Source organism: Burkholderia sp. 9775_39 (genome assembly GCF_015712225.1).
GTDB lineage: Bacteria > Pseudomonadota > Gammaproteobacteria > Burkholderiales > Burkholderiaceae > Burkholderia > Burkholderia cenocepacia.
On the sequence record NZ_JACCQC010000043.1, the window covers coordinates 1 to 24,523 of the forward strand.

At 66.2% G+C, this 24,523-nt stretch carries 20 protein-coding genes and 2 rRNA genes; 21 read left to right on the forward strand and 1 reads right to left on the reverse strand.

The features are described from left to right. The 5 genes from H0X90_RS33210 to H0X90_RS33230 all read left to right on the forward strand — a co-directional run. A 23S ribosomal RNA gene (locus tag H0X90_RS33210) occupies nt 1-81 on the forward strand; the annotation flags it as partial. 181 nt (nt 82-262) lie between these two features. Further along, a 5S ribosomal RNA gene (rrf, locus tag H0X90_RS33215) occupies nt 263-375 on the forward strand. Between the two features lie 229 nt (nt 376-604). Next, nucleotides 605-2,680 carry a molybdopterin-dependent oxidoreductase gene (locus H0X90_RS33220; protein ID WP_077189467.1) on the forward strand — a complete coding sequence of 692 codons (2,076 nt, stop codon included), beginning with the start codon at nt 605-607 and terminating at the stop codon, nt 2,678-2,680. 137 nt (nt 2,681-2,817) lie between these two features. Beyond that, the gene (locus H0X90_RS33225) at nt 2,818-4,491 is read left to right on the forward strand and encodes a long-chain fatty acid--CoA ligase (protein WP_006493337.1); all 1,674 of its coding nucleotides are present in this window, start codon (nt 2,818-2,820) and stop codon (nt 4,489-4,491) included. 113 nt (nt 4,492-4,604) lie between these two features. Beyond that, on the forward strand, nt 4,605-4,751 hold the full coding sequence (locus H0X90_RS33230) for a hypothetical protein (protein ID WP_006487162.1): 147 nt from the start codon (nt 4,605-4,607) through the stop codon (nt 4,749-4,751). Here the strand turns inward: H0X90_RS33230 and H0X90_RS33235 are convergent. Beyond that, a complete protein-coding gene (locus tag H0X90_RS33235) occupies nt 4,748-5,899 on the reverse strand; it encodes a porin (protein WP_006487141.1) in 1,152 nt (383 codons plus the stop codon). The two genes, H0X90_RS33230 and H0X90_RS33235, sit on opposite strands and share 4 nt — an antisense overlap. A gap of 276 nt (nt 5,900-6,175) precedes the next feature. On the opposite strand from H0X90_RS33235, the gene coq7 reads away from it, so the two are divergent. The 16 genes from coq7 to ftsZ all read left to right on the forward strand — a co-directional run bounded on the left by coq7 (nt 6,176) and on the right by ftsZ (nt 24,485). Next, nucleotides 6,176-6,802 carry a 2-polyprenyl-3-methyl-6-methoxy-1,4-benzoquinone monooxygenase gene (gene coq7, locus H0X90_RS33240; RefSeq protein WP_006496778.1) on the forward strand — a complete coding sequence of 209 codons (627 nt, stop codon included), beginning with the start codon at nt 6,176-6,178 and terminating at the stop codon, nt 6,800-6,802. Between the two features lie 386 nt (nt 6,803-7,188). Further along, nucleotides 7,189-7,617 (forward strand): division/cell wall cluster transcriptional repressor MraZ, encoded by a 429-nt coding sequence (mraZ, locus tag H0X90_RS33245; protein ID WP_006487094.1) that lies wholly within the window; start codon nt 7,189-7,191, stop codon nt 7,615-7,617. A gap of 23 nt (nt 7,618-7,640) precedes the next feature. Then, entirely contained in the window at nt 7,641-8,582 is a 942-nt protein-coding gene (rsmH, locus tag H0X90_RS33250) for a 16S rRNA (cytosine(1402)-N(4))-methyltransferase RsmH (RefSeq protein ID WP_006487159.1), read from the forward strand. After that, nucleotides 8,579-8,920 (forward strand): cell division protein FtsL, encoded by a 342-nt coding sequence (gene ftsL, locus H0X90_RS33255; protein WP_006487110.1) that lies wholly within the window; start codon nt 8,579-8,581, stop codon nt 8,918-8,920. Before rsmH ends, ftsL begins: the two co-directional genes overlap by 4 nt. Then, nucleotides 8,917-10,764, forward strand: a complete 1,848-nt coding sequence (locus tag H0X90_RS33260; protein WP_006487157.1) for a penicillin-binding protein 2 — start codon at nt 8,917-8,919, stop codon at nt 10,762-10,764. Before ftsL ends, H0X90_RS33260 begins: the two co-directional genes overlap by 4 nt. Beyond that, nucleotides 10,761-12,299 carry a UDP-N-acetylmuramoyl-L-alanyl-D-glutamate--2,6-diaminopimelate ligase gene (locus H0X90_RS33265; protein WP_058901231.1) on the forward strand — a complete coding sequence of 513 codons (1,539 nt, stop codon included), beginning with the start codon at nt 10,761-10,763 and terminating at the stop codon, nt 12,297-12,299. The genes H0X90_RS33260 and H0X90_RS33265 overlap by 4 nt, the downstream gene beginning before the upstream one ends. Continuing rightward, a complete protein-coding gene (gene murF, locus H0X90_RS33270) occupies nt 12,296-13,702 on the forward strand; it encodes a UDP-N-acetylmuramoyl-tripeptide--D-alanyl-D-alanine ligase (protein ID WP_059721681.1) in 1,407 nt (468 codons plus the stop codon). The genes H0X90_RS33265 and murF overlap by 4 nt, the downstream gene beginning before the upstream one ends. A gap of 16 nt (nt 13,703-13,718) precedes the next feature. Further along, nucleotides 13,719-14,888 (forward strand): phospho-N-acetylmuramoyl-pentapeptide-transferase, encoded by a 1,170-nt coding sequence (gene mraY, locus H0X90_RS33275; protein WP_006477019.1) that lies wholly within the window; start codon nt 13,719-13,721, stop codon nt 14,886-14,888. Between the two features lie 28 nt (nt 14,889-14,916). After that, on the forward strand, nt 14,917-16,428 hold the full coding sequence (gene murD, locus H0X90_RS33280) for a UDP-N-acetylmuramoyl-L-alanine--D-glutamate ligase (protein WP_034201052.1): 1,512 nt from the start codon (nt 14,917-14,919) through the stop codon (nt 16,426-16,428). Continuing rightward, nucleotides 16,425-17,708, forward strand: coding sequence for a putative lipid II flippase FtsW (ftsW, locus tag H0X90_RS33285; protein WP_006487115.1), 1,284 nt, complete (start codon nt 16,425-16,427; stop codon nt 17,706-17,708). The genes murD and ftsW overlap by 4 nt, the downstream gene beginning before the upstream one ends. Continuing rightward, entirely contained in the window at nt 17,705-18,808 is a 1,104-nt protein-coding gene (murG, locus tag H0X90_RS33290) for an undecaprenyldiphospho-muramoylpentapeptide beta-N-acetylglucosaminyltransferase (protein WP_006487111.1), read from the forward strand. The genes ftsW and murG overlap by 4 nt, the downstream gene beginning before the upstream one ends. Then, complete coding sequence (gene murC, locus H0X90_RS33295; protein WP_048989306.1) at nt 18,805-20,202, forward strand: UDP-N-acetylmuramate--L-alanine ligase; 1,398 nt, start codon at nt 18,805-18,807, stop codon at nt 20,200-20,202. The genes murG and murC overlap by 4 nt, the downstream gene beginning before the upstream one ends. Nucleotide 20,203: 1 nt before the next feature. Then, entirely contained in the window at nt 20,204-21,145 is a 942-nt protein-coding gene (locus tag H0X90_RS33300) for a D-alanine--D-alanine ligase (protein WP_006487105.1), read from the forward strand. Nucleotides 21,146-21,164: 19 nt separating this feature from the next. Further along, entirely contained in the window at nt 21,165-21,917 is a 753-nt protein-coding gene (locus H0X90_RS33305; RefSeq protein WP_006477014.1) for a cell division protein FtsQ/DivIB, read from the forward strand. Between the two features lie 26 nt (nt 21,918-21,943). Further along, entirely contained in the window at nt 21,944-23,176 is a 1,233-nt protein-coding gene (ftsA, locus tag H0X90_RS33310; RefSeq protein ID WP_006487138.1) for a cell division protein FtsA, read from the forward strand. Between the two features lie 112 nt (nt 23,177-23,288). After that, on the forward strand, nt 23,289-24,485 hold the full coding sequence (gene ftsZ, locus H0X90_RS33315; RefSeq protein WP_006487140.1) for a cell division protein FtsZ: 1,197 nt from the start codon (nt 23,289-23,291) through the stop codon (nt 24,483-24,485). Nucleotides 24,486-24,523: the final 38 nt, after the last annotated feature.

Consider the following 24,523-nt stretch of genomic DNA (forward strand, 5'->3'; position numbering starts at 1 on the left):
CCAGGACGTTGATAGGTCAGGTGTGTAAGCGCAGTAATGCGTTCAGCTAACTGATACTAATTGCCCGTAAGGCTTGATCCTATAACAAGTCTGTCTCGATAGCCGTTAGCGCTTTAGCGCTTACGGATATCGAGCGTCGAGTGCAAGGCACTCGACGTACGACGGTTGAAGTACCGCATACGTGTGAGATACAGCTCACAACCTAAATTACTGCTTCTTCCAAGATTGGTTGCGCTGCGAAGCAACGCAACAACCCCCTTTGCCTGATGACCATAGCGAGTCGGTCCCACCCCTTCCCATCCCGAACAGGACCGTGAAACGACTCTACGCCGATGATAGTGCGGATTCCCGTGTGAAAGTAGGTAATCGTCAGGCTCCCCTCAAGCCAGAAACCCCCGCCCGAAAGGCGGGGGTTTTTGCATTGGTGCGCCAAAAAAGCGTGCGGCGCAACGGTGCCAAGGCTACGTCCACGGCCTCCCGCCCGCCGAAACCTGCCACTTCCACCCAGTCTTCCATCAGATCGTCCAAAAACGCTGTGAAATGAACGCGTTATTCGGCGTGGTCCACGTAAAATTTGCGTACCCCCATCTCAGCATTCAAAACGATGAACGCCACCACCCAGGTAGCCCGGGCCGTTTGCCCGCATGATTGTCCGGACACGTGTGCAATGCGCGTGACCGTCGAGAACGGCAAGGCAATCAAGGTCACGGGCGATCCCGACCATCCGCCGACACAGGGCGTCTTGTGTACGAAAGTCAGCCGATACGCGGATCGCGTTCATCATCCCGATCGCCTCACTGTCCCGCTCAGGCGTATCGGCGCAAAAGGGGAAGGGCGCTTCGTGCCGATCAGTTGGGACGAGGCGTTCGACGAGATCGGGCGTCGCCTCGGTGAGATCGCCGCGCGCGCGCCGGAAGCGATCGTGCCGTACAGCTATGCGGGAACGATGGGACTCGTACAAGGCGAGGGCATTGCCCAGCGCTTCTTTCACAAGCTCGGTGCGTCGCGGCTCGAGCGTGCGATCTGCGCGGCGGCCGGTGCCGCGGGGCTGCGATACACGTATGGCGGCAGTGTCGGCATGCACCTCGAGCACTTCGAGGAAAGCGAACTGATTCTGATATGGGGCGCGAATCCGATCGCATCGAGCCTGCACTTCTGGACCCGCGCGCAGGAAGCGAAGCGCCGTGGCGCGCGTCTTGTCGCGATCGACCCGTATCGTTCACTGACCGCGGAGAAGTGCCATCAGCACATCGCCCTGAAGCCCGGTACCGATGGCGCGTTTGCGCTCGGCATGATGCATGTGCTGATTACCGAAAACCTGCTCGATCACGACTACATCGCCGACCATACGCTCGGCTTCGACGAACTGAAGGCGCGTGCCCTGACCTATCCGCCGGAACGCGTCGCGCAGATCTGCGGCATCGACGCGTCGGAGCTGGTCGATCTTGCCCGTCGCTACGGCGCCACCCGCAAGGCATCGATCCGCCTCAACTACGGCATGCAACGCGTTCGCGGCGGCGGCAATGCCGTGCGCGCGATTGCCAGCCTGCCGGCGTTGACGGGGGCGTGGCGCGATCGGGCGGGCGGCTTGCTGCTCTCGTCGTCGGAGTCCGCGCCGGTCAACCAGGCCGCGCTGCTACGTCCGGACCTGATGCCGGGTTGGCCGAACAAGTTGCCGCGCATCATCAACATGAACGCGATCGGCGACGCGCTGCTGCATCCGGGCGATGCGACGTTCGGGCCGAAAGTCGAAGCGCTGATCGTGTACAACTCGAATCCGGTGGCGGTCGCGCCCGATTCGTCGAAGGTCGCCGCGGGCTTCGCGCGCGACGATTTGTTCACGGTCGTTCTCGAGCACTTCAAGACAGATACGGTCGATTTCGCCGACATTGTATTGCCGGCAACCACGCAGCTCGAACATCTGGATATCCATAAGTCGTACGGCCATACCTATGTGATGGCGAATCTGCCGGTGATTCCACCGGTGAGAGACGCGCGGCCGAACACGGAGATCTTTCGCGGGATCGCGCGCAGCATGGGACTCGACGAGCCCGCGCTCTATCACAGCGACGAAGCGGTCGCGCGCGCGGCGCTTCGCTGGGACGATCCGGTGCTCGACAGCGACTGGGACACGCTGAAGCGGGCCGGCTGGCTGAAACTCAAACTGCCGGAGGCGCCGTTCGCGAATGGCGGTTTCCGCACGCCATCGGGCAAGTGCGAGTTCTACAGCCCGCGGCTCGAGCAGATGGGCATGGACCCCGTTCCCGACTATCTGCCGCCGTTTGAATCAGTCGAAGCCGCGCCCGAACTCGCCGCACGCTATCCGCTGGCGATGATTTCGCCGCCGGCCCGTCACTTCCTGAACAGCACGTTCGTGAACGTCGACAGCCTGCGTTCGACGGAAGGCGAGCCGCACCTCGACATGCACCCGTCCGACGCCAGCGCGCGCGGCATTGCGGACGGCGACGTCGTCCGTATCTTCAACGATCGCGGCTCGATGCAGGCGCTCGCGCGTATTACCGATCGTGCGCGCGCCGGGCTGGTCGTCGGATTGTCGATCTGGTGGAAGAAGTTGTCGCCGGACGGCAGGAACGCGAACGAAGTGACGAGCCAAGCACTGACCGATCTGGGCAATTCGGCGACGTTTTACGATTGTCTTGTGGAAGTTGAGCGCATTTGATCGAATATCGCCGTATGATCAGACGAAATTGATATGGAAGTTCGAAGTGGACATCTAACCCTGTTGTCTCGGGGCGGGGGAGCCGTTACGATGCGTTTTAGCACGACCATTCGAAAATCTGTGAGGAGACGCGCGGCATGGACAAAATTTGGCTGAAATCGTACCCACCCGGCGTTCCAGCCGAAATTGACTCCTCTGCTTATCCGTCCGTCCCGGACCTGCTCGACGAGAGCTTCCGGCAGTATCGCGACCGTACCGCGTTCGTCTGCATGGGCAAGGGCATCACGTATGGCGAACTGGACAAGCTGTCGCGCCAGTTCGGCGCGTGGCTGCAATCCCGCGGCCTGGCGCGCGGGGCGCGCGTCGCGATCATGATGCCGAACGTGCTGCAGTACCCGGTGACGATCGCCGCGGTGCTGCGCGCCGGCTACACCGTCGTCAACGTCAACCCGCTCTATACGCCGCGCGAGCTCGAGCATCAGCTGAAGGACAGCGGTGCGGAGGCGATCGTCATCCTGGAGAATTTCGCGTCGACACTGCAGGCCGTCATCGCCAATACGGCCGTCAAGCACGTGGTCGTCGCATCGATGGGCGACCTGCTGGGCATCAAGGGATGGCTCGTCAATTACGTCGTGCGCAACGTGAAGAAGATGGTGCCCGCGTGGCAGCTGCCGTCGTTCACGCGCTTCAAGGCCGCGCTGTCGGAGGGCGCACGACAGGCGTTCAAGCCGCAGAAGATCGGTCCCGACGACGTCGCGTTCCTGCAGTACACGGGCGGTACGACCGGCGTCGCGAAGGGGGCGACGCTGCTGCACCGGAACATCGTGTCGAACGTGCTGCAGGCCGGCGCGTGGCACCACCCGGCTCACGAGAAGTATCCGGAGGTGGAACAGTTCGTGACGGTTGTCGCGCTGCCGCTGTATCACGTGTTCGCGCTGACCGTCTGCGGTTTCCTGACGATGCGCACGGGCGGCATGGGCATCCTGATCCCGAATCCGCGCGACATCGCCGGCATGATCAAGGAGTTGAAGGGTTACCGGATCTCGACGATTCCTGCGGTCAACACGCTGTACAACGCGCTGCTGAACCATCCGGAATTCGGTCAGCTCGACCTGTCGAAGCTCGTGATCGCCAACGGCGGCGGCATGGCGATCCAGGAGGGCGTCGCGAGGCGCTGGTATGAAAAGACCGGGACCGCGATCATCGAAGGATACGGGCTGTCCGAAACGTCGCCGGTGGCAACCTGCAACCCCGTGACGGCGACCGAATACAGCGGGACGATCGGCCTGCCGCTGCCGTCGACCGAAGTCGCGATCCGCGACGATGCAGGCAACGACGTCGCGCTCGGCGAGCCCGGCGAGATCTGCATCCGCGGGCCGCAGGTGATGGCCGGCTACTGGAACCGGCCGGACGAGACCGCGAAGGTCATGTTCGCGGACGGCTTCTTCAAGACGGGCGACGTCGGCGTGATGGATGCGCGCGGCTACGTGAAGATCGTCGATCGCAAGAAGGACATGATTCTCGTGTCTGGCTTCAACGTGTATCCGAACGAAGTCGAGGACGTGGTAGCGTCGCATCCGGGCGTGTTCGAGGTCGCGGCGGTCGGCGTGCCGGACGAGCATTCCGGCGAAGCCGTGAAGCTGTTCATCGTGAAAAAGGATCCGGCGCTGACCGACAAGGACATCCTCGCCTACTGCAAGGAGCGGCTCACCGGGTACAAGCGGCCGAAGCTGGTCGAGTTCCGCACGGAGCTGCCGAAGACGAACGTCGGCAAGATCCTGCGGCGCGAACTGCGTGACGGACGCGCGTAACGCACGCAACGAGACGGTTGAACGAAAAAGCCCGGCCCATGCCGGGCTTTTTGTTTGCGGCTGCGGGTGGATGGCCGGGGGCACGTGTTTCGTGCGGGAGCCGGCGGCAGTTCTTGCATTTCGACCTGACGGCTGGCGTCGGCACGCTGCGACGCACGTTTGCATGTCGACCCACCGACCTGCTGACCCGCCGCCCGAAAAAGAAAAAGGCGCCCGAAGGCGCCTTCAAGATGCTGCGGCTTGTCAGACAAGCTGATTAGAACTTGTGACGGATGCCGACGCGTGCTGCGACCTGGTTGCTGGTGCTCGAACCTGCGAGACCGTTGATCGCTGCCGTTGCCTTCAGGACGTTGCCGTTCGAATCGAGCACGTTGCCCGATGCGTGCTGGTACACGCCGATCGCGTAGACGTCGGTGCGCTTCGACAGGAAGTAGTCGACGCCCAGCGAGCCCTGGTGGTACTTGGCTGCCGAGTTGCCGTCGATCTTGCTGCCTTGCGTGTAGTCGTACGCCGCGCCGAGGATCAACGCCGGGGTCAACTGGTACTTGAAGTTGATTTCGCCGTTGTTGAACGTCGCGGTCTGGTTCACGAACGGGCCTGCCGAGAAGCCCTTGAACTTCGTGTTCGAGTACGTCGCGCCGATCGTCGCTGCGCCGAACGTGTACGCGCCGCCTGCGCCGATGACCTGGTACGTGTTCGCGTTGTTCGCGTACGCGCCGTAGATCGGCGACGAGACCGACGACGACGTCGAACCGTTGTTGAACATGCCGCCAAACTGGTTCGGCGTGCGTGCGTTCAAGTAACCGACGCCGAGGACCAGCGGGCCGTTGTTGTAGCCTGCGCCGAGCGACCAGACCTGGTTCTTCGCGAACTGACCTGCCTGGCCGCCGAAGCTGTACAGGCCGCCGAACGTGAAGCCGCCGTAGCTCTGGCTCGTGAACTTGACCGCGTTGTTCACGCGATACGCGTTGTTGAAGTTGTCGAGGTCGCCCGGGTGAGCGGCGATGTAGCCGCCCCACTGGTCGCCTGCCTCGAGCGGGCCGACGAAGTCGACGACGGAGTCGTACTGACGACCCAGCGTGACCGTACCGTACTGGCTCGACAGGCCGACGTAAGCCTGACGGCCGAACATCAGGCCGCCCTGACCGAGCTTGCCGCTGTTCACGTCGAAACCGTTTTCGAGGGTGAAGATCGCCTTCAGGCCGCCACCGAGGTCTTCGGTGCCGCGCAGACCGAAGCGGCTGCCTTGCATCACGCCGCTGGCCATGCTGTACAGGTGCTTGCCGCCTGCGTTGTTGTTGAAGAGCAGGCCTTCATCGATGATGCCGTAAAGCGTCACGCTGCTTTGCGCATGGGCAGCGCCAGCGAACGCGCCCAGCGCGACGAGCGCGAGAAGCGACTTTTTCATTAACGGATCTCCAAGAATCACTGAATTTTTTTGGCGGGGCGGATAGTTATGTTCTGTTGACGGGCCCCATCAACTTCGCAAGAAGTCGCACGTAATGTAGCAAAGCCGATTTTTGCCACAAAGCGAAATGCTGCAGCTCAACGCCGCCATGTTTCCTTTATGCAACAATGGTTAAAATCACGGGTTAACCGCAATTTCCGCTGAATAATCAAGTCGGTTACGCAGCGGACTCGTGCCCTTGCCGCGTGCAGCGGCACCTGCAGCCAGGAGAACAGGATGGTGTTGGATGAACTGATCAGCGAATTCGATCGCGGCCTGCGATCGCTGACCGGCATTAGCCGGATGAGCCGGCCGGTGCCCGCGCCGGCCGATGCGCCGGACGTCGAGCTGACGCCCGCCGAGCGCACGCACGCGGCCGGCCTGATGCGCGTGAATCACGTCGGCGAGGTCTGCGCGCAGGCGCTCTACCAGGCGCAGAAGCTCACCGCGCGCACGGCGTCGGCGAAGGCGATGTTCGAGGAGGCCGCGCGCGAGGAGGAGGATCACCTCGCGTGGACCGCGCACCGCCTGAAGGAGCTCGACTCGCGCCCGAGCCTGCTCAACCCGCTGTGGTATGCCGGCGCGCTCGCGATCGGCGTGGCGGCTGGCGCGCTCGGCGACAAGGTCAGCCTCGGCTTCATGGCCGAGACGGAGCGGCAGGTCGAGAGCCATCTCGAAGGCCACATGTCCGAGCTGCCGGCGACCGACACCGCGTCGCGCGCGATCGTCGACCAGATGCGGATCGACGAGGTGAAGCACGGCAAGGCCGCGACCGACGCCGGCGGCATCGAGCTGCCGCTGCCCGCGCGGATGCTGATGCGCGCCGCGTCGAAAGTCATGACGAGCACTGCGTACTATCTCTGAGATTGGCGCCGGGGTGGCGTGGGACGCCGCCCCGGTTCACCGCCCCCGATACCGCCCGCTCACTCCTCGTTTTCCCGCCCCCGAAAGCCCCGTCCGCACGCCCGTCTGGGCCGTCTTTCTCACGTATCACCTTCACAAGTTGCACTAGCTCATTCATTTATAACGGTTTTTGGAATGAGGGGTCGCATGAGCATGTGCGCGTAAGTCCTTGTTCTAACTAACAAAATTCGTCAAAAAAGCGGGCCGCTCCCTTGACCGTGCCACACCCTTCCTCTAAAGTGGGAGACAGTGTGAGAAAGTGTATTTTTGTGTGATTTAGCAGGCTATTCCGGCTAAATTCTCAGCATTGAGCGGGTGCTTCGGTGCCCTGAACGGGAGAGCGGAAAGTGTTCCAAGGGGCGTCGGCGCTGACGCTCGATGCGAAAGGGCGGATGTCGGTGCCGGCTCGCTATCGCGAAGCGCTGCAAGGACAGGCAGAAGGACGGGTGACTGTGACCAAGCACCCGGACGGCTGCCTGTTGCTGTTTCCGCGCCCCGAATGGGAAGTGTTCCGCGCCAAGATCGCCGCGTTGCCGATGGACGCGCACTGGTGGCGGCGAATTTTTCTCGGCAATGCGATGGACGTCGATCTCGACAGCGCGGGCCGGATTCTCGTATCGCCTGAGCTGCGCATGGCAGCCGGACTGGAAAAGGAAGTCATGTTGTTGGGAATGGGTAGTCACTTCGAGCTGTGGGATTCGCAGACCTACAACGCGAAGGAGCAGGCAGCGATGGCGCAGGGCATGCCCGACGCGCTGAAGAATTTCACGTTCTGATTGCGGTGACGGAGACGCCCGCGATGGGAAATGAATTGCGGCATCGGACGGTGCTGTTGGATGAGGCGGTCGAGTCGCTCGTGACGCGACCGGACGGCGTGTACGTCGACGGCACGTTCGGGCGCGGCGGCCATAGCCGCGCGGTGCTCGCGCGGCTGGCGCCGGCCGCGCGGCTGATCGCGTTCGACAAGGATCCGAGGGCGATCGAGACGGCGCAGGGCATCAAGGATGCGCGCTTCTCGATCGTGCATGACAGCTTTGCTTCGATGCGCGACGCGCTTGCGGCGCGCGGCGTCGAGAAGGTGTCGGGGGTGTTGCTGGACCTGGGCGTGTCCTCGCCGCAGGTGGACGATCCGGCGCGCGGCTTCAGTTTCCGTGCCGATGGTCCGCTGGACATGCGAATGGATCCGACGCGCGGCGAGTCGGCGGCCGAATGGCTCGCGCGGGCTTCGGTGCAGGAATTGACGGAGGTGATACGGGATTATGGGGAAGAACGGTTTGCTTTTCAGATTGCAAAGGCGCTTGTTGCTCGCCGGGCAGAGTCCGACCGTCTTGGGCCTCTCGACACCACGGGCGAGCTTGCCCAAATCGTGGGTCACGTCGTCAAAACCCGTGAGAAGGGCAAGGATCCGGCAACCCGCACCTTTCAGGCTATACGGATTCACGTCAATCAAGAGCTTGCGGACCTGCAAGTCGTACTAGACGCGGCATTGTCGTTGCTGGAGCAAGGGGGGCGGCTGGTGGTCATCAGCTTTCATTCACTCGAGGACCGGATCGTCAAACGATTCATGCAGGCGCACGCGAGTGCGCCTGCGGTCGATCGTCGCCTGCCGATCCGCGCCGTCGACCTCCCGAGCCCGCCGCTCAAGATCATCAGCCGCCAGTTTCCGAGCGAAGCGGAAGTCGCCGCGAATCCGCGCGCCCGCTCGGCCGTGATGCGCATTGCGGAGCGCGTCACGCCATGAGCCGCCTCAATATCTTCCTGCTGATCATCGTGATGGGTTGCGCGCTGTCGGTCGTCAACTCGACGAACCAGCAACGCCAGATCTTCATTCAGTTGCAGCGCGCGCAGTCGCAGGAGCGCCAGCTTCAGCAGGACTATGCGCAGCTCCAATATCAGCAGAGCGCGCTGTCGAAGACGTCGCGCATCGAGCAGCTCGCGAACGATTCGCTGAAAATGCAGCCGATCTCGACCGGCCGCACGCAATACCTGACGCTGCCGCCGGGCGCCGCGAAGGCGATCGACGCGCCGATCCCGGCGTCGGCCGACACGGCCGGCAAGGGCAAGGGGGGCGCGCGATGAAGCCGTCCCAGAAGCGCCAGAACGTGAAGTTCTCGTCGAGCCCCGTGCTGGGCGTGCATCTGCCGATGTGGCGCTCGAAGCTCGTCGTGTTCATGCTGTTCATGGCGTTCGTCGCGCTGGCCGCCCGGGCGTTCTGGATCCAGGGTCCCGGCAACGCGTTCTATCAGAAGCAGGGCGAAAGCCGCTACCAGCGCACGATCGAACTGCCCGCGACGCGCGGCAAGATCCTCGATCGTAACGGGCTCGTGCTCGCGACGAGCCTGCCCGTGCGCGCGATCTGGGCGATTCCCGATGCGGTGCCGGACGACCTCGACGCCGACAAGATCAACCAGCTCGGCAAGCTCCTCGGCATGACGTCGAAGGAACTGCGCGTGAAGCTGTCGGAAGACAAGGGTTTCGTCTACGTGAAGCGCCAGGTGCCGATCGACGTCGCCGACAAGGTCGCCGCGCTCGACATCCCCGGCATCTATCAGCGCAACGAATACAAGCGCTTCTACCCGGAAGGCGAGATCACCGCTCACCTGATCGGCTTCACGAACGTCGAGGACGAAGGGCAGGAAGGCGTCGAACTGGGTGACCAGAAGATGCTGTCCGGCACGTCCGGCATGCGCCGCGTGATCAAGGACCGGATGGGGCACATCATCGAGGATGTCGCCGAGCAGATTCCGCCGCACAACGGCACCGACGTCGACCTGTCGATCGACAGCAAGATCCAGTACATCGCGTACGCGAACCTGAAGGCCGCCGTCGAGAAGTTCAAGGCGAAGGCCGGCGCGGCGATGGTCGTCGACGTGCGTACCGGCGAAGTGCTCGCGCTCGTCAACTACCCGACGTACAACCCGAACGACCGCTCGCGCATGACCGGCGAGCAGTTGCGCAACCGGATCATGACCGACGTGTTCGAGCCGGGCTCGATCATGAAGCCGTTTACGGTATCGCTCGCGCTCGACCTGCATCGCGTGACGCCGAACACGCTCGTCGAGACGGGCAACGGGCATTTCGTGCTCGACGGCGCGCCGATCACCGACGACGCGGGTTTCGGTACGCTGACGGTCGGCGGCGTGATCCAGAAGTCGAGCAACATCGGCGCGACGAAGATCGCGATGACGATGCGGCCCGAGGAAATGTGGAATATGTATACGAGCATCGGCCTCGGCCAGGCGCCGAAGGTCGGGTTCCCCGGCGCGGTGGCCGGCCGCCTGCGTCCGTGGAAGAGCTGGCGCCGCATCGAGCAGGCGACGATGTCGTACGGCTACGGCCTGTCGGTGTCGCTGTTCCAGCTCGCCCGGGCGTACACGGCGATCGCGCACGACGGCGAGCTGATGCCCGTAACCATTTTCAAGACCGACCCCAATCAGCCGATCGCCGGCACGCAGGTGTTCAACCCCACCACCGCGCGGGAAGTGCGCGCGATGCTCGAGACGGTGGTCGCGCCGGGCGGCACGTCGCCGGATGCGGCCGTGCCGGGCTATCGCGTCGGCGGCAAGAGCGGTACCGCGTACAAGCACGAAGGTCACGGCTATACGCGCAAGTACCGCGCGTCGTTCGTCGGAATGGCGCCGATGCCGAATCCGCGCGTCGTGATCGCGGTGTCGGTGGACGAGCCGACGGCCGGCAGCCACTTCGGCGGCCAGGTGTCCGGCCCCGTATTCTCCGCGATCGCCGGCGACACGATGCGTGCGCTGAACGTGCCGCCGAACATGCCGATCAAGCAGCTCGTCGTGTCCGACGATTCGCCGGAATCGCCTGCCGCCAAGGGCCCGCAAAAGCTGGCCGCGGGTAGCGGCGCAAAGCATATGATCGTGTCCAGCACGACGCGTAATTCACCAGGAGTAGTTCGATGAGCGCCGCCCGCAGTTCCCATCCGGCGCATCAGCAGATCGCAGCCGCGCTCGCGTGGCTGCGTCAGCATGTGGCCCCCGCGGCGCAACTGCATGCCGACACGCGCAGCCTCCAGGCTGGCGACGTGTTCGTCGCGTATGCGGTCGACGGGGCGGATAACCGCGCTTTCATGGCCGACGCCGTCGCGCGCGGTGCGGCCGCCGTGCTGTATCAGCCGGACGGGCTGACCGATGCGCCGGCCGTCCCCGTCGCGCTCGCGGTGCCGGCGCTCGACCAGCTCGCGGGCGAGATCGCCAGCGGCTGGTACGGCGATCCGAGCGACAGCCTGCTCGCGGTCGGTGTCACGGGCACGAACGGCAAGACGTCGTGCACGCAGTGGATCGCCACCGCGCTGACGGCGCTGCATCAGCCGTGCGCGGTGATCGGCACGCTCGGCACCGGGATGCCCGGCCAGCTCGTGCCGACCGGCTTCACGACCCCCGACGCGCCGCAACTGCAGCGCAGCCTCGCGCAATTGCGTGCGGCGGGCGCGCAGGCCGTGGCGATGGAAGTGTCGTCGCATGCGCTGCACCAGGGTCGCGTGAACGGGACGGCGTTCGACATCGCGGTGTTTACGAACCTCACGCAGGATCACCTCGACTATCACGGCACGTTCGACGCGTACGAGGCCGCGAAGGCGAAGCTGTTCGCGTGGCGCGGCCTGCGCGCGGCGGTGATCAACCGCGACGATGCGGCTGGCCGCCGCCTGCTCGAGAAGCTGGCCGGTCGCGTGCGCACGATCGCGTACGGGATCGGCGACGCACCGGCGCCCGACGCCGATCGCGAACTGGTCGCGCTCGACGTGCGCGCCACCGCGACGGGTACCGCCTTCCGCCTGCGTTCGTCGTGGGGCGACGCGGACGTCGAGGTCGGCACGCTCGGCACGTTCAACGTCAGCAATCTGCTCGCCGTGCTCGGCTCGCTGCTCGCGGCCGACGTGCCGTTCGACGCGGCCCTCGCCGAGATCGAGCGGCTCGAGTCGGTCAATGGCCGGATGCAGCGGCTCGGCGGCCGGTTGCAGAACGACGAACCGCTCGTCGTGATCGATTACGCACACACGCCCGACGCGCTCGACAAGACGCTCGACGCGCTGCGCCCGATCGCCGCGGCGCGCGGCGGCCGGCTCGTCTGCATGTTCGGCTGCGGCGGCGATCGCGATGCGACGAAGCGCCCGCTGATGGGCGCGATCGCGGAGCGGCTCGCCGACGAAGTCGTCGTCACGAGCGACAACCCGCGCAGCGAAGATCCGCAGTACATCATCGACCAGGTCATCGCGGGCATGACCGCGCCCGAGCGCGCACGCCGTATCGAGGATCGCGCGAGCGCGATCCTGCAGGCGGTGCGCGGCGCCGCACGCGAGGACGTCGTCGTGCTGGCCGGCAAGGGCCACGAGGCTACGCAGGAAATCATGGGCAAGAAGCGCACCTTCTCCGACCAGGATCACGCGCGGCTCGCGCTTGCAGCGCGCGCCACGCACGGCAAGGGAGGCGCCGAATGACGATGCTCAGTCTCGGCGAAGCCGCCCGCCTGATTCCCGGCGCCACCGTCCACGGCGACGCGGGCGTCACGTTCGACCGCGTGTCGACCGATAGCCGCACGGTCGGCCCGGGCGACCTGTTCGTCGCGCTGAAGGGCGAGCGCTTCGACGCGCACGACTTCCTCGGCGACGTCGCCGCGCGCGGGGCCGCCGCGGCGCTCGTCGCGCATGCGCCGGCGGGCGTCGCGATGCCGATGATCGCCGGCGGCGAAACGCGTGCCGCGCTCGGCGCGCTCGCGCACGGCTGGCGGATGCGATTCCCGCTGCCGGTCGTCGCGGTGACGGGCAGCAACGGCAAGACGACCGTCAAGGAAATGATCGCGTCGATCTTCGCGGCGGCGGTCGGTGCCGACGCGCGGCTCGCGACGGCCGGCAACCTGAACAACGATGTCGGCCTGCCGCTGACGCTGCTGCGCCTGTCGGCCGCGCATCGTCTCGCGGTGGTCGAGATCGGCATGAACCATCCGGGCGAAACCGAAGTCCTCGCGCGCCTCACCGCGCCGACGGTCGCGCTCGTCAACAACGCGCAGCGCGAGCACCAGGAATTCATGGCGACGGTCGAAGCCGTTGCGCTCGAACACGCGGCCGTGATCCACGCGCTGCCGCCGGACGGCGTCGCGGTGTTCCCGGCCGACGACGCGTACGCGGGCATCTGGCGCGTCGCGGCAACCGGCAACCGGATCCTCGATTTCGCGCTGCACGACGCCGAACGGCAGAACGACGCACAGATCGTCGGTCGCATGCACGGCGGCGAACTCGCGATCGACACGCCGGCCGGCGCCGTCACGGTGCGGCTGCGTGCGCTCGGCGAGCACAACGCGCGTAACGCGCTGGCCGCGACGGCCGCGGCGCTCGGCGCCGGCGTCGCGCTGTCGGCGATCCGGCAGGGTCTCGAAGCGTTCGAACCGGTCAAGGGCCGGCTGCAGGTGAAGCCCGCGAGCGTCGGCAGCCTCGCGGGCGCGACGGTCGTCGACGATACGTACAACGCGAACCCCGATTCGATGCGTGCGGCGATCGACGTGCTCGCCGCGCATCCGGCGCCGCGTGTGCTGGTGATCGGCGACATGGGCGAAGTCGGCGACGAAGGGCCGGCATTCCACCGCGAGATCGGCGCGTACGCGCGCGAACGCGGGATCGACGCGCTGTTCGCGCTCGGCGACGCGTCGCGCGACGCGTGCACGGCCTACGGCGACACCGCGCGCCATTTCGACGATGTCGGCGCGCTCGTGTCGGCGCTGCTCGCGGCCGGTTACGGCGCGCAGGCGACGGTGCTCGTGAAGGGCTCGCGGTACATGAAGATGGAGCGCGTGGTCGACGCGCTGACGAACCAACCCGCGGCGGGCACCGTGCCCGCCGCACACTGAGTAGAAGGAAGGAAGCATGCTGCTGGCGCTGGCGCAATGGCTGCAAGGAGACGCAAGCTTTTTGCGCTTGTTCACGTACCTCACGTTCCGTGCGGTGATGGCCACCATCACCGCGCTGGGGATCGGGCTCGTGTGCGGACCGTGGGTGATCCGCAAGCTGACGCAAATGAAGGTCGGGCAGGCCGTGCGCAAGGACGGCCCGCAGACCCACCTCGTCAAGTCCGGCACGCCGACGATGGGCGGCGTGCTGATCCTGATCGGCATCGCGGTCGCGACGCTGCTGTGGGGCGACCTGACGAACCGTTTCATCTGGATCGTGATGCTCGTGACGTTCGGTTTCGGCGTGATCGGCTGGGTCGACGATTACCGCAAGGTCGTCCACAAGGATCCGCGCGGGATGTCGTCGCGCGAGAAGTATTTCTGGCAATCGGTGATCGGGCTGTTCGCGGCCGTCTATCTCGCGTTCAGCGTGTCCGAGGCGAACAACGTGCGCGTGTTCGACCTGTTCATGGCGTGGGTGCGCAGCGGCCTGTCGATGGGGCTGCCGGCGCGCGCCGACCTGATGCTGCCGTTCCTGAAGTCGATCAGCTATCCGCTCGGCGTGTGGGGCTTCATCGTGCTGACCTACTTCGTGATCGTCGGCGCGAGCAACGCGGTGAACCTGACCGACGGGCTCGACGGCCTCGTGATCATGCCGGTCGTGCTCGTGGGCGCGTCGCTCGGTGTGTTCGCGTACGTGATGGGCAGCGCGGTCTATTCAAAATACCTGCTGTTCCCGCACATCCCGGGCGCGGGCGAACTGCTGATCTTCTGTTCCGCGATGGGCGGGGCCGGGCTCGCGTTCCTCTGGTACAACACGCACCCCGCGCAGGTATTCATGGGCGACGTCGGCGCGCTGGCGCTCGGCGGCGCGCTCGGCACGGTCGCGGTGATCGTGCGCCAGGAAATCGTGCTGTTCATCATGGGCGGCATCTTCGTCGCGGAAACGCTGTCGGTGATGCTGCAGGTGTCGTGGTTCAAGTACACGAAGAAGCGTTACGGCGAAGGGCGGCGCCTGCTGAAGATGGCGCCGCTGCATCACCATTTCGAATTGTCCGGCTGGAAGGAAACGCAGGTGGTCGTGCGTTTCTGGATCATCACGCTGATGCTGTGCCTGTTCGGTCTGACCACCCTCAAGCTGCGGTAAAGGAAAGGTAACAAGGATGTCTGGCGAGATGTTTGGAGATCGGCAACGGCCGATGGTGCTCGTACTGGGGCTCGGGGAATCGGGTCTCGCGATCGCGCGATGGTGCGCGAGGCACGGGTGCCGGCTGCGTATTGCCGATACCCGCGAGGCGCCGCCGCACCTTGCCGCGCTGCAGGCCGAAGGCATCGATGCGGAATTCGTCGGCGGGGCGTTCACGCCCGCGCTGCTCGATGGCGGTGTCGAGATCGTCGGGCTGAGCCCCGGCCTGTCGCCGCTCGAACCGGCGCTCGCCGCGCTGCTCGCCGCCGCGCACGAGCGCGGTGTCGCGGTATGGGGCGAGCTGGAATTCTTCGCGCAGGCGCTGCGCGCGCTCGGCACGAGCGGCTACCAGCCGAAGGTGCTCGCGATTACCGGCACCAACGGCAAGACCACGACGACGAGCCTCACGGGCCTGCTGTGCCAGCGCTCGGGCAAGAAGGTCGCCGTCGCGGGCAACATCAGCCCGGCGATGCTCGACCGGCTCGCGAGCGCGATCGACGACACCGCGCTGCCCGACGTATGGGTGCTCGAACTGTCGAGCTTCCAGCTCGAGACGGCACGCACGTTCGCGCCCGATGCGGCCGCGATCCTCAACATCACGCAGGACCACCTCGATTGGCACGGCAGCTTCGACGCGTATGCGCAGGCGAAGGGCCGGATCTTCGGCGCGACGACGACGCGCGTGCTGAACCGCGACGACGCGGCCGTGATGAAGTTCGCGCCCGCCGCCGGCGCGGCCGACGCGCCGCGCACGGTCACGTTCGGTCTGAACGAACCGACGCAGGACGGCGACTACGGCCTGTCGCGCGACAACGGCATCGCGTGGCTGGTGGAAGCCGTCGATCGCGACGCGCCGGATGAAGCGACGACGACCCGCCGGCGCAAGCGCGACGCCGCGCATACGCCGGACATCGCGCAAAAGCGCCTGATGCCGGCCGACGCGCTGCGCATCCGCGGGCTGCACAACGCGGCGAACGCGCTGGCCGCGTTCGCGCTCGCACGCGCGATCGACCTGCCGGCAGCGCCGCTGCTGCACGCACTGCGCGAATACCGCGGCGAAGCGCATCGCGTCGAAGTGATCGCGACGATCGACGACGTGGACTACGTCGACGACAGCAAGGGCACGAACGTCGGCGCGACGGTGGCCGCGCTCGACGGGCTCGCGCAGAAGATCGTGCTGATCGCGGGCGGCGACGGCAAGGGGCAGGATTTCGCGCCGCTGGTCGCGCCGGTCGCGCGCTGGTGCCGCGCGGTGATGCTGATCGGCCGCGACGCGCCGGCGATCCGCGACACGCTCGCCGAAACCGGCGTGCCGCTCGTGGACCACGCGACGCTCGAAGGCGCGGTGCACGCGGCGGCCGACCTGGCCGAGCCGGGCGATGCGGTGCTGTTGTCGCCTGCATGCGCGAGCCTCGACATGTTCAGGAACTACGCCCATCGCGCGGAAGTGTTCCGCGCGGCGGTCGACGAAATCGCCATCGACAAAGGAGCGACGCCATGAGCTGGTCCGATCGCCTCGTCTCCCGTTTCAACGACCGGCGCGACACCGGCGGCAATGCCGCGGGCGGCCGCGTCGCGTCGGCCACGCGCGCCGCGACGGGCGGCCTCGCGAGCGTCGTCAACGGCGTGCGCCCGAGCCGTTCGCGGATGCTCGATTTCGACTATTCGCTGTTGTGGGTCGCGATCGCGCTGCTGGGGCTCGGCGTCGTGATGGTGTATTCGGCGTCGATCGCGATGCCCGATTCGCCGAAATACGCGTCGTATCACGACTACGCGTTCCTGATGCGCCACTGCGTGTCGCTCACCGTCGCGTTCATCGCGGCGGTGCTCGCGTTCCGCGTGCCGGTGTCGACCTGGGACAAGTACGCGCCGCATCTTTTCCTGATCGCACTGGTCGGCCTCGTGATCGTGCTGATCCCGCACGTCGGCAAGGGCGTGAACGGTGCGCGCCGCTGGATTCCGCTCGGCATCACCAACATGCAGCCGTCGGAAATCATGAAGCTCGCGGTGACGATCTACGCGGCGAACTACACGGTGCGCAAGCAGGAATACATGCAGAGCTTCGCGAAGGGCTTCCTGCCGATGGCGTTCGCGGTCGGCCTGGTCGGCGCGCTGCTGCTGCTCGAGCCCGACATGGGCGCGTTCATGGTGGTCGCCGCGATCGCGATGGGCGTGCTGTTCCTCGGCGGCGTGAACGGCAAGCTGTTCGGCGGCCTCGTCGCGACGGCGGTCGGCACGTTCACGATGCTCGTGTGGCTGTCGCCGTGGCGTCGCGAGCGGATCTTCGCGTATCTCGATCCGTGGGACGAGCGCTACGCGCAGGGCAAGGCCTACCAGCTCACGCACTCGCTGATCGCGTTCGGCCGCGGCGAGTGGTTCGGCGTCGGCCTCGGCGGCAGCGTCGAGAAGCTGAATTACCTGCCGGAAGCGCATACCGACTTCATCCTCGCGGTGATCGGCGAGGAGCTCGGCTTCGTCGGCGTGCTGGTCGTGATCCTGCTGTTCTACTGGATCGTGCGCCGCGCGTTCGAGATCGGCCGCCAGGCGCTCGCGCTCGATCGCACGTTCGCGGGCCTGATGGCGAAGGGCATCGGCATCTGGTTCGGCGCGCAGACGTTCATCAACATGGGCGTGAATCTCGGCTTGCTGCCGACCAAGGGCCTGACGCTGCCGCTCGTGAGCTACGGCGGCTCCGGCATCCTGCTGAACTGCGTCGCGCTCGCGGTGTTGCTGCGGGTCGACTACGAGAACCGGGTGCTGATGCGCGGAGGGAAGGTATGACCGCGTCGCAACGCACGCTGATGGTGATGGCAGGCGGCACCGGGGGCCACGTGTTCCCGGGGCTCGCGGTCGCGCACCGGATGGAAGCGGCGGGCTGGCGCGTCGTATGGCTTGGCAATCCGGCCGGGATGGAAGCGACGCTCGTGCCGAAGCACGGTATTCCGATGGAGTACGTGCGGTTCGGCGGGCTGCGCGGCAAGGGCCTGAAGACCAAGCTGACGCTGCCGGTCAACCTGCTGCGCGCATGCTGGCAGAGCCTCGGCGCGCTGCGCCGCGTGCGGCCCGACGTCGTGCTCGGGATGGGCGGCTACATCACGTTTCCGGCGGGCGTGATGACCGCGCTGTCGGGGCGTCCGCTCGTGCTGCATGAACAGAATTCGATCGCGGGCCTCACGAACAAGGTGCTCGCGAAACTCGCGAAGCGCGTGCTCGTCGCGTTCCCCGGCGCGCTGCCGCACGCGGAATGGACGGGTAACCCGATTCGCGCGGAACTCGCGCACACGGAACCGCCCCAGGCACGCTATGCGTCGCGCGGCGGCCCGCTGAACGTGCTGGTCGTCGGCGGCAGCCTCGGGGCGGCCGCGCTGAACGAAGTCGTGCCGCGCGCGCTGGCGCTGCTGGCGCCGGGCGAGCGTCCGCGCGTCGTGCACCAGGCCGGCGTGAAGCACATCGAGGCACTGAAGGCGAATTACGAAGCGGCCGGTTTCGCGGCCGGCGAGGACGTGCGGCTCGTGCCGTTCATCGACGACATGGCGGCCGCGTATGCGGCGGCGGATCTGGTGATCTGCCGGTCGGGCGCGATGACGGTGTCGGAGATCGCGGCGGTGGGCGTGGCGGCGCTGTTCGTGCCGTTCCCGCATGCGGTCGACGATCACCAGACGACCAACGCCGCGTTTCTCGCCGATGCGGGCGCGGCCGTGCTGGTGCAACAACGCGACCTGTCGGCGGAACTGCTCGCCGACTGGCTGCGCGGCCAGTCGCGGGCCTCGCTCGCGGACATGGCGGAACGTTCGCGCTCGCTCGCGAAGCCCGAGGCTACCGACGAAGTCGCGCGCGTCTGCGCGAAGGCGGCCGGCGCGAACCTGGAACAACTGCAATGAAACACATCGTCAAACACATTCATTTCGTCGGGATCGGCGGCGCGGGGATGAGCGGCATCGCCGAAGTGCTGGTCAACCTCGGCTACGCGGTCAGCGGCTCGGACCTGTCGCGCAATGCGGTGACCGACCGGCTCGAAGCGCTGGGCGCGCGGATCGCGATCGGTCACGACGCGGCGAACATCGAGGGCGCGAACGCGGTCGTCGTATCGACGGCCGTGCGCTCCGACAACCCGGAAGTGCTGGCCGCGCGCGCGAAGCGCGTGCCGATCGTGCAGCGCGCGGTGATGCTGGCGGAGCTGATGCGCCTGAAGCAGGGGATCGCGATCGCCGGCACGCACGGCAAGACCACGACGACGAGCCTCGTCGCGAGCGTGCTCGCGGCGGGCGGGCTGGACCCGACCTTCGTGATCGGCGGCCGGCTGATCAGCGCCGGCGCGAACGCGCGGCTCGGCACGGGCGACTTCATCGTCGCCGAAGCCGACGAGTCGGATGCGTCGTTCCTGAACCTGTATCCGGTGATTGAAGTCATCACGAACATCGATGCCGACCACATGGACACCTACGGCCACGATTTCGCGCGGCTCAAGCAGGCGTTCATCGAATTCACGCAGCGCCTGCCGTTCTACGGCAGCGCGGTGGTGTGCGTCGACGATCCGAACGTACGGCAGATCATCCCGTTCATCTCGAAGCCGGTCGTGCGCTACGGCCTGTCGCCGGACGCGCAGGTGCGCGCGGAAGACATCGACGCGCGCGACGGCCGGATGCATTTCACGGTGATCCGCGAAGGGCGCGCGCCGCTCGCGGTGGTGCTGAACATGCCGGGCCTGCACAACGTGCAGAACGCGCTCGCGGCGATCGCGATCGCGACCGATCTCGGCGTGTCGGACGACGCGATCCAGCTGGCGCTGGCGGAGTTCAACGGCGTCGGCCGGCGCTTCCAGCGTTACGGCGAAGTGGCGAGCGCGGACGGCGGCCAGTACACGCTGATCGACGACTACGGTCATCACCCGGTCGAGATGGCGGCGACGATCGCGGCCGCGCGCGGCGCGTTCCCGGGCCGCCGCCTCGTGCTGGCGTTCCAGCCGCACCGCTATACGCGCACGCGCGACTGCTTCGACGATTTCGTCAACGTGCTGTCGACCGTCGATGCGCTGGTGCTGACCGAAGTCTATGCGGCCGGCGAGGCCGCGATCCCGACGGCCAGCGGCGACGCATTGTCGCGCGCGCTGCGCGCGGCGGGCAAGGTTGATCCGGTGTTCGTCGCGACGGTCGACGACGTGCCGGACGCTTTGGCGAAAGTCGCGCAGAACGGCGACGTGGTGATCACGATGGGAGCGGGTTCGATCGGCGGCGTGCCGGCGAAGCTCGCGCAACACATTCAACAGAAGGCATGACATGAGCGGGATCGATCCGAAACGTTTCGGCAAGGTGGCAGTGTTGTTCGGCGGGGAATCCGCCGAGCGCGAGGTGTCGCTCACCTCGGGCCGCCTCGTGCTGCAGGGCCTGCGTGACGCGGGCGTCGACGCGCATCCGTTCGACCCGGCCGAGCGGCCGCTGTCGGCGCTGAAGGACGAAGGCTTCGTGCGCGCGTTCAACGCGCTGCACGGCGGCTACGGCGAGAACGGCCAGATCCAGGGCGCGCTCGATTTCTACGGGATTCGCTACACGGGCAGCGGCGTGCTGGGCTCGGCGCTCGGCCTCGACAAGTTCCGCACGAAACTCGTGTGGCAGCAGACGGGCGTGCCGACGCCGCCGTTCGAGACGGTGATGCGCGGCGACGACCTGGCCGCGCGCGCGACCGACATCGTCGCGAAGCTCGGTCTGCCGCTGTTCGTGAAGCCGGCGAGCGAGGGCTCGAGCGTCGCGGTGCTGAAGGTGAAGACGGCCGACGCGCTGCCGGCCGCGCTCGAGGAAGCCGCGACGCACGACAAGATCGTGATCGTCGAGAAGAGCATCGAAGGCGGCGGCGAATACACCGCGTGCATCGCCGGCGATCTCGACCTGCCGCTGATCAAGATCGTGCCGGCGGGCGAGTTCTACGACTACCACGCGAAGTACGTCGCCGACGATACGCAGTACCTGATCCCGTGCGGCCTGCCGGCGCAACAGGAAGCGGAACTGAAGCGCATCGCGCGCCGCGCGTTCGACGTGCTCGGCTGCACCGACTGGGGCCGCGCGGATTTCATGCTCGACGCGGCCGGCAATGCGTATTTCCTGGAAGTGAACACGGCCCCCGGGATGACCGACCACTCGCTGCCGCCGAAGGCCGCGCGCGCGGTCGGCATCAGCTATTCGGAGCTGGTCGTGAAGGTGCTGTCGCTCACGCTCAACGACTGACGCAGGAACGGAACGACGTATGTGGAACAACGTTCGCCAACTCAACCTTGCCGCCAGCGCGCTGTACGCGCTGCTGCTGCTCGTGTTGGCGGCGGCCGGCTGCTACTGGCTGATCCAGCGCCCGACGTTCGCGCTGCGGGAAATCCGGATCGACGGCGATACCGAGCACATCAACTCGCCGACGGTGCGCGCGGGCGTGGTCGGCCGGCTGAAGGGCAATTTCTTCACGGTCGATCTCGATACGGCGCGTGCGGCGTTCGAGCAGATGCCGTGGGTGCGTCACGCGAGCGTGCGCCGGGTGTGGCCGAATGCGCTGGCTGTCACGCTCGAGGAGTACAAACCGCTCGGGACCTGGGGCAGCGATCAGCTGGTGAGCGTCGACGGCGAGCTGTTCACCGCGAACCAGGGCGAGCTGGAGCAGGAACTGCCGGCGTTCGACGGCCCGGAAGGCAGCGCGAAGGAAGTCGTCACGCGGTATCGCGACTTCGGGAAATGGTTTGCGCCGCTGAAGGCGGCGCCGGAAGAAGTGACGCTGTCGGCGCGGTACGCGTGGACGGTGAAGCTGTCGAACGGCATGCAGGTGGAACTGGGCAAGGAACGCAACAGCGACACGCTGCATGACCGGAGCCAGCGCCTGGTCGCCGCGTGGCCGGCCGTCACGGAGCGTTGGGGCAACGACATCGAGTACGCGGACCTGCGCTATCCGAACGGATTCGCGATTCGCGCGGCAGGCATGCGGTTCCTGACCGATACCGACAAGCGCAAGAAGTAACGAGAGATCACACGCAAGAGCACTTTATGAGCAAAGACTACAAGGATCTGCTGGTTTCCCTCGACATCGGCACGTCGAAGGTGGTGGCCATCGTCGCCGAGCTGAAGGGCGAGGGTCACTACGAGGTGATCGGTCTCGGCCAGAGCGAGTCGAAGGGTCTGAAGAAAGGTGTGGTGGTCAACATCGAGGCCACCGTGCAGTCGATCCAGCGCGCGCTCGAGGAAGCCGAGCTGATGGCCGACTGCAAGATCACCAACGTGTTTACGGGGATCGCGGGCAGCCACATCCGCAGCTTCAACTCGAGCGGGATGGTCGCGATCAAGGACAAGGAAGTCACGCAGACGGACGTCGCGCGCGTGATCGAGACCGCGAAGGCGATCAACATCCCGACCGACCAGCAGGTGCTGCACATCCTCACGCAGGAATTCATCATCGACGGCCAGGAAGACGTGCGCGAGCCGATCGGGATGAGCGGCATCCGGCTGGAAGTGAAGGTGCACATCGTGACGGGCGCGGTGAGCGCCGCGCAGAACATCGTCAAGTGCGTGCGCCGCTGCGGGCTGGAAGTGAACGACCTGATCCTGCAGCCGCTCGCGTCGTCGCTGGCGGTGCTGACGGAAGACGAGAAGGATCTCGGCGTGGTGCTGGTCGACATCGGCGGCGGCACGACGGACATCGCGATCTTCGCCGAAGGCGCGATCCGCCACACGGCGGTGATCCCGATCGCCGGCGACCAGATCACGAGCGACATCGCGATGGCGCTGCGCACGCCGACGCCGGACGCGGAAGACATCAAGGTCGGCTACGGGATCGCGAAGCAGGCGCTCGCCGATCCGGACGAAATGGTCGAAGTGCCGGGCCTCGGCGAACGCGGTCCGCGCACGCTGTCGCGCCAGGCGCTCGCGGCGGTGATCGAGCCGCGCGTCGAGGAACTGTTCTCGCTCGTGCAGCAGGTCGTGCGCGAGTCCGGTTATGAAGAACTCCTGAGCTCCGGCGTGGTCATTACCGGCGGTGCCTCGATGATGCCGGGCATGGTCGAGCTCGGCGAAGACATTTTCCTGAAACCGGTGCGCATCGGCGCGCCGGAATACGCAGGCGGCCTGTCCGACGTCGTGCGCAATCCGCGCTACTCGACGGCGATGGGGCTGCTCGTCGAAGGCAGTGCGCAGCGCATGCGCGGCCGCAAGGTCGCCGTGCAGTCCGGCAACGCGGGGCAGGTGTTCTCGCGGATGAAGGAATGGTTCCTGAGCAACTTCTGACAAACCGAATCGAAATTCGCGCTGGTGCCGGCGGCTGGCGCGCGACAGGGGGTTGCCCGATCTCCTGCCGAATAACGGCCGAGTAGCAGTCATTCTCTTGACGGAGGCAACAATGGAATTCGAAATGCTGGAAACCGAGACCAACGGCACCATCATCAAGGTGGTCGGCGTTGGCGGCGCTGGCGGCAATGCCGTCCAGCACATGATCAACCGCGGCGTGCAGGGCGTCGACTTCATCGTGATGAACACGGACGCCCAGGCGCTGTCGCGTTCGCGCGCATCGTCGGTGATCCAGCTCGGCAACACGGGTCTGGGCGCCGGTGCGAAGCCGGAAATGGGTCGTGCGGCGGCGGAAGAAGCGCGTGAGCGCATCGCCGACGCACTGCGCGGCGCGCACATGGTGTTCATCACGGCCGGCATGGGCGGTGGCACGGGTACGGGCGCGGCGCCGGTGGTCGCGCAGATCGCGAAGGAGATGGGCATTCTGACGGTCGGTGTCGTCAGCAAGCCGTTCGAGTTCGAAGGCGGCAAGCGCATGCGCGTCGCCGAAGCAGGCTCGCAGCAACTGGAGGATCACGTCGACTCGCTGATCGTCGTGCTGAACGACAAGCTGTTCGACGTGATGGGCGACGACGCCGAGATGGACAAGTGCTTCCAGTGCGCGGACGACGTGTTGAACAACGCGGTGGCAGGCATCGCGGAAATCATCAACGTCGACGGCCTCGTGAACGTCGACTTCGAAGACGTGAAGACGGTGATGGGCGAGCAGGGCAAGGCGATGATGGGCACGGCGACGGTCGCCGGCGTCGATCGCGCGCGCCTCGCGGCGGAACAGGCCGTGGCGAGCCCGCTGCTCGAAGGCGTCGATCTGTCGGGCGCGCGCGGCGTGCTGGTCAACATCACGTCGAGCCGTTCGCTGCGTCTGTCGGAAACGCGCGAAGTGATGAACACGATCAAGAGCTACGCGGCGGAAGATGCGACGGTGATCTTCGGTGCGGTGTACGACGACGCGATGGGCGATGCACTGCGCGTGACGGTCGTGGCGACGGGTCTGGGCCGTGCGGCGAAGAAGCAGCAGTCGGCACCGATGACGCTGCTGCGCACGGGTACGGACAACCAGCCGGTCAGCGCGGTGTCGCACGGCTACGCGCCGGCGCAGCACGTCAGCACGGCCGACTACGGCGCGCTCGATACGCCGGCGGTGTGGCGCAATTCGCGCGAAACCGCGGCATCGCACGTGCAGGCGCTGCAGGAGAAGGGTGTCGACACGTACGACATCCCGGCTTTCCTGCGCAAGCAGGCTGACTGACGCAAACACAGGCGAAGCCGCGGCGCAGTCGTTGAGAT

Coding starts and splice junctions, on each gene's coding strand:
- murG (WP_006487111.1), top strand. CDS start 17,705: ATGACCGCGTCGCAACGCACGCTGATGGTGATGGCAGGCGGCACCGGG.
- H0X90_RS33260 (WP_006487157.1), top strand. CDS start 8,917: ATGAAGCCGTCCCAGAAGCGCCAGAACGTGAAGTTCTCGTCGAGCCCC.
- murD (WP_034201052.1), top strand. CDS start 14,917: ATGTTTGGAGATCGGCAACGGCCGATGGTGCTCGTACTGGGGCTCGGG.
- ftsZ (WP_006487140.1), top strand. CDS start 23,289: ATGGAATTCGAAATGCTGGAAACCGAGACCAACGGCACCATCATCAAG.
- murC (WP_048989306.1), top strand. CDS start 18,805: ATGAAACACATCGTCAAACACATTCATTTCGTCGGGATCGGCGGCGCG.
- ftsW (WP_006487115.1), top strand. CDS start 16,425: ATGAGCTGGTCCGATCGCCTCGTCTCCCGTTTCAACGACCGGCGCGAC.
- ftsA (WP_006487138.1), top strand. CDS start 21,944: ATGAGCAAAGACTACAAGGATCTGCTGGTTTCCCTCGACATCGGCACG.
- H0X90_RS33300 (WP_006487105.1), top strand. CDS start 20,204: ATGAGCGGGATCGATCCGAAACGTTTCGGCAAGGTGGCAGTGTTGTTC.
- H0X90_RS33225 (WP_006493337.1), top strand. CDS start 2,818: ATGGACAAAATTTGGCTGAAATCGTACCCACCCGGCGTTCCAGCCGAA.
- H0X90_RS33220 (WP_077189467.1), top strand. CDS start 605: ATGAACGCCACCACCCAGGTAGCCCGGGCCGTTTGCCCGCATGATTGT.
- H0X90_RS33265 (WP_058901231.1), top strand. CDS start 10,761: ATGAGCGCCGCCCGCAGTTCCCATCCGGCGCATCAGCAGATCGCAGCC.
- mraY (WP_006477019.1), top strand. CDS start 13,719: ATGCTGCTGGCGCTGGCGCAATGGCTGCAAGGAGACGCAAGCTTTTTG.
- H0X90_RS33235 (WP_006487141.1), bottom strand. CDS start 5,899: ATGAAAAAGTCGCTTCTCGCGCTCGTCGCGCTGGGCGCGTTCGCTGGC.
- H0X90_RS33305 (WP_006477014.1), top strand. CDS start 21,165: ATGTGGAACAACGTTCGCCAACTCAACCTTGCCGCCAGCGCGCTGTAC.
- coq7 (WP_006496778.1), top strand. CDS start 6,176: ATGGTGTTGGATGAACTGATCAGCGAATTCGATCGCGGCCTGCGATCG.
- ftsL (WP_006487110.1), top strand. CDS start 8,579: ATGAGCCGCCTCAATATCTTCCTGCTGATCATCGTGATGGGTTGCGCG.
- rsmH (WP_006487159.1), top strand. CDS start 7,641: ATGGGAAATGAATTGCGGCATCGGACGGTGCTGTTGGATGAGGCGGTC.
- murF (WP_059721681.1), top strand. CDS start 12,296: ATGACGATGCTCAGTCTCGGCGAAGCCGCCCGCCTGATTCCCGGCGCC.